This window comes from Mycobacterium sp. (assembly GCF_035314905.1).
GTDB lineage: Bacteria > Actinomycetota > Actinomycetes > Mycobacteriales > Mycobacteriaceae > Mycobacterium.
Genome location: NZ_DATFYW010000207.1, coordinates 1 through 7,159, shown reverse-complemented (window position 1 = coordinate 7,159; position 7,159 = coordinate 1). Strand labels below are relative to the sequence as shown.

Below are 7,159 nucleotides of genomic sequence, written 5' to 3'. Positions count from 1 at the left end.
CCACCACGGAACGGAAGTCGGCGACCGGCATGTCGACGATGCGGCCGAAGTTGCTGAATCCGGCGGTGTTGACGACGACATCGACCGGTCCGACCCGCTCGAACAACGCTGCGACACTTTCCTCGTCGGTGACATCGACGCCGGCCGCGACGTGCGGCTCGCCAAGCTCACCCGCCCGCGCCGCGGCGCCCGCAGCGTCGCGGTCCGCGATCGTGACACGGCAGCCCTCGGCGGCAAGCCCCCTGGCGGTCGCCCACCCGATGCCGGATGCGCCGCCGATTACCAGTGCGACGCGCTCGGCGCCGGATTCGGACATGGGTGTCACTGTAGGACATCGCGAGTGCCGGGAATCATTATCGTAAGACTTCCAGTAAGGCGTCGCACTTTACCGCCGGCGGCGGTTAAGGTAGCCTTACCTTCTTATGTATGTCTGCCTGTGCATGGGCGTAACGTCCGAGACGGTACGGGACGCGGTCGCCAATGGCGCCGCGTCGTCGAAGCAGGTGGCGGCCGCCTGCGGCGCCGGCAGCGCGTGCGGCCGTTGTCGGCAGACAGTACGGGCGATCATCGCTTCGCAGGGCCAGTCGTCAGGCCCGAAGCCGTTCTGGGGCAAGGTGAAGCAATTGGCCCGCAAGGCGGGCTGAGGTTCGTCCGGCGGAGCTACGGACTCTGCTGAACTCTGGTGCTGACGTTCGGCACCTGGACGTTGCCCGGCCCGTAATACTCGTTCGCGATGCACTGACCCTGGTCGCCGCCGCTGCACTGGGTGAGCGCATTCTCGCTGGGCGCGCCGGTGTTGGGGACCACGTCGGGCACGCAGGCCATCGAGTACACGTCCATCGACTCGCCATTGGCACAGTCGTCAGCGACCGGTCGCGCCGCGCCGGATCCCGCGGCGACGGCAATCACCGGGGCGATGGCAATCGCGACTGCGAATCCTCCGGCGACAACGAGCCGCCGTGCCCGCAATGAGAAAGTCGCCATGCTCAACCCCTTCTGTAGTTTTGCTGACGCTTAGTATTTATATCCTGCCAACCCGCCCGGGAAGTGCGGCCAATATGAACGAGGCTCGGCAATCCGGCGCGCTGCTCGCCAACCGCATCGCGCTGATAACCGGTGGCGGTGGCGGCATCGGTGCCGCGACCGCGCGGCTGTTCGCGCAACACGGCGCCCGGGTGGTCATCGCCGACAGCGACGCCGATCGCGGCGAGCAGACCGCCGACGAGATCACGGCCGCCGGTGGGTCGGCTTCGGCGGTCGTCACCGACGTCCGCGACGCCGACCAGGTCGCCAGGCTCGCGCGATCGGTGCTGGATCGCTACGGCCGGGTGGATGTTCTCGTGAACAACGTCGGCCACTGGCTGCGGCACCCGGGCAGGTTCGTCGACACCGACCCGCAACTGTGGGACGAGCTCTACCGGGTGAACCTGCACCACGTCTTCCTGGTGACCCACGCGTTCCTGCCGGCGATGGTCGACCGGCACGCCGGCGCGATCGTCAACGTCTCTTCGGTGGAGGGCTTGCGGGGCTACCCCGAGGATCCGGTCTACGCGGCCTTCAAGGCTGCCGTCATTCACTTCACCCGCAGCCTCGCCGTCCAGGTGGGCCGCGACGGCGTGCGGGTCAACGCGATCGGCCCCGACGTCACCGAATCGCTACAGGTGCCCTATTCGCAGTGGCTGTCCGCCGAGGAGCAGACGCAGTGGCCGCGGTGGGTTCCCGTCGGGCGGATGGGGCTGCCCGAGGACCAGGCCGGCGTGATCCTCTTCCTCGCGTCGGACCTGTCGGCGTTCGTCACCGGCCATACGATCCCGACCGATGGCGGCACCGGCGCGGCCGGCGGATGGTTCCGCTCGTCGAGCCGGCCCGACCGGGAATGGACGAACCGGCCCGTCGCGCCCTGACAACTCGCGGCGCCCGGCGGGAACTGGGTTCCCCGGCGGTAGGCTCTCCGGTGCCCCAGGAGCCACACCCGCCACGGCAGCACCTGGGAGGTCGGGTGTGTGAAGCGCAAAAGTGATATCGCATGTGATATCACTTTCGGTCAGAGCGCGGCGGCGACGTCCCACAGTCGTTGCAGATCCGCGGGTTCGGTTTGCAGCGGGACCAGCGCGAGGTCGGTGGCGCCGGCGTCGAGGTAGGCCGCCAGGCGGCCGGTGACCGCCGATGCGGTCCCGATCACGGCGAGCTCGACGACGCTGGACAGGCCTTCGCGGGCAAGGACCTTCTGGTCGGAGGGGATCTGGTCGTAGATGGCCAGACTCCCGGCGGCCCGGGCGCGGACGGCGTCGGCGTCATCGGTGACCGCCGCCGACACCAGCGCGATGACTCGCGGGCGTGGCCGTCCGGCGCGCTGCCGCCTCGGTGATCGTGGGCGCGATGAATTCTTCGATGGTGCGCGGGCCGGCGTGGGCGGGCAGCGTGCCGTGCTCGCCGGCGACCGAAGCCGGCTGGTGGCCGCCTTCCGGAAGTGCGCCGAAACCCACCTCACCACTGGACGAGTACCCCGGCGCGGACAAAGCTTCGGTGATGGGGTGGTGACGGGCGGTGAGGCGGCGACTTGAGCGAGATCGGCACAGGCGCGGTCGAGCGCTACCTGACCTGCATGGCCGCCCACGACTGGGATGGCCTTGCCGCCACGATCTCCGACGATGGCTTCACCCGGGACGGCCCGTTCTGTGATCGCGTCGAGAGCAAGCAGGGCTACGTCGCGTTCCTGCGCGGCGTGATCACCTCGCTGCGGGGCTATCAGCTGACAGTGCAGCGGGTGTCGCATGCATCGGATCGGGTGTCCTACGTCGAGCTGAGCGAGACCTTCGAGGTCGACGGCACCCTCACCGAGTACCCCGAGTGCATCCTGTTCGAGCGCGGCGACGACGGCCTGATCAACCACGTCAGCGTGTTCGTCAAGCAGCCGGGGGCCGAAGGCCCGGTGGAGGGCGCTCGCGCCACCTGATGGGGATCGGTCAGTTCAAGACCCCGGGGTCCCTGCGCAGCTCGCGGCGCACCATCGCCTCGAAGAGCCCGGTGAACGGGTGGGTGTTGAAGAACTCGCCGTAGGTGCGCGCCGCATCGCGATTCATCGGCACGCCGCCCCCGGCGGCGGCGATGTGCCAGGCCTGGCGGCAGCGCCACTCGAAGGACATGGCCCGCAGGTAGGCCTGCACGATGTCGCGGCCGAGCACGACCACGCCGTGGTTGGCGAGCAGGCCGACGTTGCTGTCGCCGATGGCCGCGGCCGCGGCCCGGGCGTTGCCGGCGTCGTCGACCGTGCCCCGGTACTCGTCGTAGAACGCCACGCCGCCGTGGTACAGCGCGCCGGTCTGGTCGTAGATCTCCGGGGCCCGCCCCAGATCGGCCCACAGCGTTCCCCACCGCGAGTGGTTGTGGATCGCCACCCCGATATCGTCGCGGGCGCGGTGCAATTCGACGTGCAGCGTGATCGCCGGCGTGATCGTCCACCGGCCCGCGATCTCGTTGCCGTCGGCGTCCATGGTCATGATGTCGCTCGCGGTGACCTCGTCCCAGGTCAGGCCGAACGGGTTCACCAGGAACGTCCCGTCGGGTTGTTTGTAGGTGACGTGGCCGGCCAGATGGTCGTCGTAGCCCTCGACGAACAGGCACCGGCACAGCAACGCCAGCTCCTGGGCGGCGGTGAGCTCGGGCAGGGCCGGAGCGATGGGTTTCGTGACGACCATCGCGCGCATCGCGGTCGGTCGGTTCGTGTCGGTGCTTGTCACGCCGGGCTTCCCGTTCTCACGTGCCGACGATCTGGCGCAGCCGAGTGCCGTAGAACGCCAGGGCGTTGTCGGCGAGCACCTTGCGTTCCAGCGCGTCGCCGAACCCCCGGTCCTCGACGCTCTTCACCGCTCCCGGGAAGACGGCGTCGTGATGGGGGTAGTCGGAGGCGAACATGACGTTGCCGGCCCAGCCATGCTCGAGTGCCGCAACCACGCCGGGCTCCTCGATCTCGAACGTCAGCCACGACCGTGTGTTGACGGTGCCACGCGGGTCTCCCCCGCGGTAGTCGCCCGGGGCGAGCTCGTAGTGCTCCTCGATGCGGTCCACCCACGTCGGCGCCCACCCGCAACCGGCTTCGAGGAACCCCACCCGCAGGCCGGGGAACCGTTGAAAGATCCCGGCCAACGTGACGTTGACCATCGCGGCCATCTGCTCGAAGACGTGGCTGACGATGTGGCAGCCGGCGTAGCTGGACATACGGTCAAGGCCGATGGTGTCGATGCCGGAGAGATAGGCCTCGTGCAACGACACCGGAACGTCGAGCCGCGCGGCCGTGCTCCACAACACGTCGAAGTCAGGGTGGTCGGCGGTGCGGCCGCCGATCCGGTTGGGTCGCATCACGCCGCCGACGAACCCGTGGGTGGTGACGGCCCGCTCGAGTTCGGTCGCCGCCAGGCGCGGGTCTTGTTGCGGCAGCAGCGCCACCCCGATCAGACGCTTCGGGTCGGCGGCGCAGTAGCGGGCGAGCCAATCGTTGTACGCCCCGCACAGTGCGGCCGCGACGTCGGGGTTGTCCAGCAGCCCGAACATCAGCCCGACGCTGGGATACAGCACCGCGGCGCCGATCCCCTCGTCGTCGAGAACCCGCAGACGAACGATGGGATCGCGGCCGCCCTCGCGTCGCTCGCCGCCGGCGGACACGTGGTTTTGCAGCCCACCGGGGAACGGATATCTCGACCGCCAGAGCCGGCCCTCGATGCGATAGGTGACGAAGCCGCCCGCTTCGGTGACGAACTGCATCGCGCTGTCCCGCATGGCCGAGGGGATGGCGTCGACCAGCTCCGGAAGCGTCTCCTCGACATGCCCATCGGCGTCGATCACAAGCGACATCGGACCCCCTTGCCGAGGCGGCCGGGATGTAAATCCCTAAAATAGTAAATTAGGAACGATTGAGAAGGCAGTCAAGCAGCAATGGCAGGTGATTGGAGGCGCCGGTGGGGTCGACGCCAGCGACCGACGCGGTTGCCGGATTCTGTGGCGCTGCCCGGATCAACGATGTCGACGGGATGGTCGCCACGCTCGCGCCCGACGCGGAGCTCGTCTCGCCGCTCTTCGGCCGGATGGTCTTCCGCGGGCACGCCGACCTGCGCGTACTCGTGGGCGCCGCGTTCGGCAGCCTGCGCGGACTGCACTGGCGCGAGTTCATCGGCCAGGGGCAAACCCGTGTCGCAGTGAGCGAGGGACGGGTCGCGGGAGTCGGTGTCACCGACGCGATGGTTGTCGAACTCGACGACGCCGGCCGCATCCGGCGCATCCGCCCGCATCTGCGACCCTGGCTCGGCCTCACCATGCTGGCCGTGCCACTCGGGCTCAAGCTGGGCCGCCATCCCGGCGTGATCGCCCGGGCTTTGACGGCAAGCCACTAGAGGTCCGTTTCGAGACATTTCAGAACCGTCCACGCAGATGTCCGGTTAAGTTGTCGGCGAGCCGCTCACAGTTGCGGCCCACGAGCCGATCCGAAGGATCGTCGCAACATGCGAGTTGACGGGCGGGAGATCACCGTTTCCGGTGACTTGCTGCAACCGCTGACCCGACGGACCAACGACATACTCCGGCTCGTGCTGGCGGCGCTGGCCGTGGTGACCGTGATCACGAGTTCGCTGATAACCCGCAACGGGTGGGTCGCGCTCGAAAAATCCATCTCGGGGATCGTCGGAGTTCTCACGCCCACCCAGTCCAATCTGGTTTATCTGGCGTACGGCATCGCGATTCTGGCGTTGCCGTTCGCGATCCTCATCGGGCTGATCGCCGCACGCCAATGGAAACTTCTCGGCGCGTACGCCGCTGCCGGGATCATCGCCATTCTCGCGCTGTCGATCAGCGGCAACGGCATCGCTGCGCCGAAATGGCACTTCGACCTGTCCGATCGGCTCGACACCGTGCTGGCGCAGTTCCTCGACGACCCGCGGTGGATCGCGATGCTCGCGGCGGTGCTCACCGTGTCGGGCCCCTGGCTGCCGGCACGCTGGCGCCGCTGGTGGTGGACGCTGCTGCTGGCGTTCGTGCCGATCCATCTGGTCGTCAGCGCCGTGGTGCCCGCCCGCTCGTTGCTGGGGCTCGCGGTGGGCTGGTTCGTCGGTGCGCTGGTCGTGCTGGTCGTGGGCACACCCGCCCTGGAGGTACCGCTCGACGGCGCGGTGCGGGCACTGGGCAGGCGCGGATTCGCGGCGACCTCACTGACGGTGGTGCGGCCGGGCGGCCCCGGGCCGCTGGTGCTGTCGGCGCGCTCGGACGGCCCGGGTTCGGTCGCGATCGTCGAGATGTACGGCCCGAACCAACGCAGCGGCGGTGCGCTGCGCCAGGTCTGGCGGAAGCTGCGATTGCGCGGCAGCGAAACCTCACCCCTGCAGGCCTCCATGCGCCGCGCCGTCGAGCACCGCGCGCTGATGGCGATCGCGATCGGTGATCTGGGTGTTGCCAACACCACGCCGATGGCGGTCGCCCCGCTCGAGCGGGGATGGACGTTGTATGCGCACAGCCCCGCGCGGGGAACCCCGATCAACGAGTGCGCCGAGACGACGCCGGTGGACAGGGTTTGGGAGTCGCTCGGCATTCTGCACGACCGGCAGATCTCTCATGGTGACCTGCGCAGCAGGGAGATCACGGCCGATAACGGCAAAGCGCTGTTCGGTGGGTTCGGCAGCGCCGAATACGGCGCCACCGACGCCCAGCTCCAATCGGATGTCGCCCAGTTGCTGGTGACGACGACCGACCTGTACGACGCGAAGTCCTCGGTCGGCGCGGCGATCGGCGTCTTCGGTAAGGACGCGATCCTGACCGCCTCGCGCAGGCTTTCGAAATCCGGTGTCCCGTCGCGTATCCGGGACTCGCTGACCGACGCCGGCGCCGTCATCTCCGCCGCCCGCGAGGAGGTGATGCGCCAGACCGGTGCCGGCCAGATCCAAGCCGAACAGATCACCAGGTTCACCCGCGGTCAGATCATCCAGTTGGTATTGCTGGGGGCGCTGGTCTACGTCGCCTACCCGTTCATCAGCACGGTGCCGACGTTCTTCTCCGAGCTGCGGACCGCGAACTGGTGGTGGGCATTGCTCGGGCTCGCGGTGTCGGCGCTGACGTACGTCGGAGCGGCCACCGCACTGTGGGCCTGCGCCGACGGGTTGGTGCGCTTCAAGAATCT

The 7,159-nt window shown here is 68.6% G+C and carries 10 protein-coding genes; 5 read left to right on the top strand and 5 right to left on the bottom strand.

Going from position 1 to position 7,159, the window contains the following annotated elements:
* On the bottom strand, window positions 1-316 hold a 316-nt coding region (locus VKG81_RS18560), incomplete at its 3' end, for an SDR family oxidoreductase (RefSeq protein WP_324398053.1).
* A gap of 106 nt (window positions 317-422) precedes the next feature.
* On the opposite strand from VKG81_RS18560, the gene VKG81_RS18555 reads away from it, so the two are divergent.
* Window positions 423-644 carry a (2Fe-2S)-binding protein gene (locus VKG81_RS18555; RefSeq protein ID WP_324398051.1) on the top strand — a complete coding sequence of 74 codons (222 nt, stop codon included), beginning with the start codon at window positions 423-425 and terminating at the stop codon, window positions 642-644.
* Window positions 645-660: 16 nt separating this feature from the next.
* Here VKG81_RS18555 and VKG81_RS18550 read toward each other — a convergent pair whose 3' ends face one another.
* On the bottom strand, window positions 661-984 hold the full coding sequence (locus tag VKG81_RS18550; protein ID WP_324398049.1) for an intersectin-EH binding protein Ibp1: 324 nt from the start codon (window positions 982-984) through the stop codon (window positions 661-663).
* A 74-nt stretch (window positions 985-1,058) separates the two neighbouring features.
* Here VKG81_RS18550 and VKG81_RS18545 point away from each other — a divergent pair, with 74 nt between their 5' ends.
* Window positions 1,059-1,904 (top strand): SDR family oxidoreductase, encoded by an 846-nt coding sequence (locus VKG81_RS18545; RefSeq protein WP_324398047.1) that lies wholly within the window; start codon window positions 1,059-1,061, stop codon window positions 1,902-1,904.
* Window positions 1,905-2,044: 140 nt separating this feature from the next.
* On the opposite strand, the gene VKG81_RS18540 is transcribed toward VKG81_RS18545, so the two are convergent.
* Window positions 2,045-2,317, bottom strand: a complete 273-nt coding sequence (locus VKG81_RS18540) for a hypothetical protein (protein WP_324398046.1) — start codon at window positions 2,315-2,317, stop codon at window positions 2,045-2,047.
* A gap of 243 nt (window positions 2,318-2,560) precedes the next feature.
* Between VKG81_RS18540 and VKG81_RS18535 the strand changes: the two genes are divergently transcribed.
* Window positions 2,561-2,956 (top strand): nuclear transport factor 2 family protein, encoded by a 396-nt coding sequence (locus VKG81_RS18535; protein WP_324398044.1) that lies wholly within the window; start codon window positions 2,561-2,563, stop codon window positions 2,954-2,956.
* A gap of 10 nt (window positions 2,957-2,966) precedes the next feature.
* On the opposite strand, the gene VKG81_RS18530 is transcribed toward VKG81_RS18535, so the two are convergent.
* Entirely contained in the window at window positions 2,967-3,740 is a 774-nt protein-coding gene (locus tag VKG81_RS18530; protein ID WP_324398042.1) for a class II aldolase/adducin family protein, read from the bottom strand.
* 16 nt (window positions 3,741-3,756) lie between these two features.
* Window positions 3,757-4,851, bottom strand: coding sequence for an amidohydrolase family protein (locus tag VKG81_RS18525; protein WP_324398040.1), 1,095 nt, complete (start codon window positions 4,849-4,851; stop codon window positions 3,757-3,759).
* Window positions 4,852-4,955: 104 nt separating this feature from the next.
* On the opposite strand from VKG81_RS18525, the gene VKG81_RS18520 reads away from it, so the two are divergent.
* Both VKG81_RS18520 and VKG81_RS18515 read left to right on the top strand, forming a co-directional pair.
* Window positions 4,956-5,387, top strand: coding sequence for a nuclear transport factor 2 family protein (locus VKG81_RS18520; RefSeq protein ID WP_324398039.1), 432 nt, complete (start codon window positions 4,956-4,958; stop codon window positions 5,385-5,387).
* A 108-nt stretch (window positions 5,388-5,495) separates the two neighbouring features.
* Window positions 5,496-7,159: TIGR00374 family protein (locus VKG81_RS18515; protein ID WP_324398038.1), on the top strand; the 1,664-nt coding region annotated here is incomplete at its 3' end.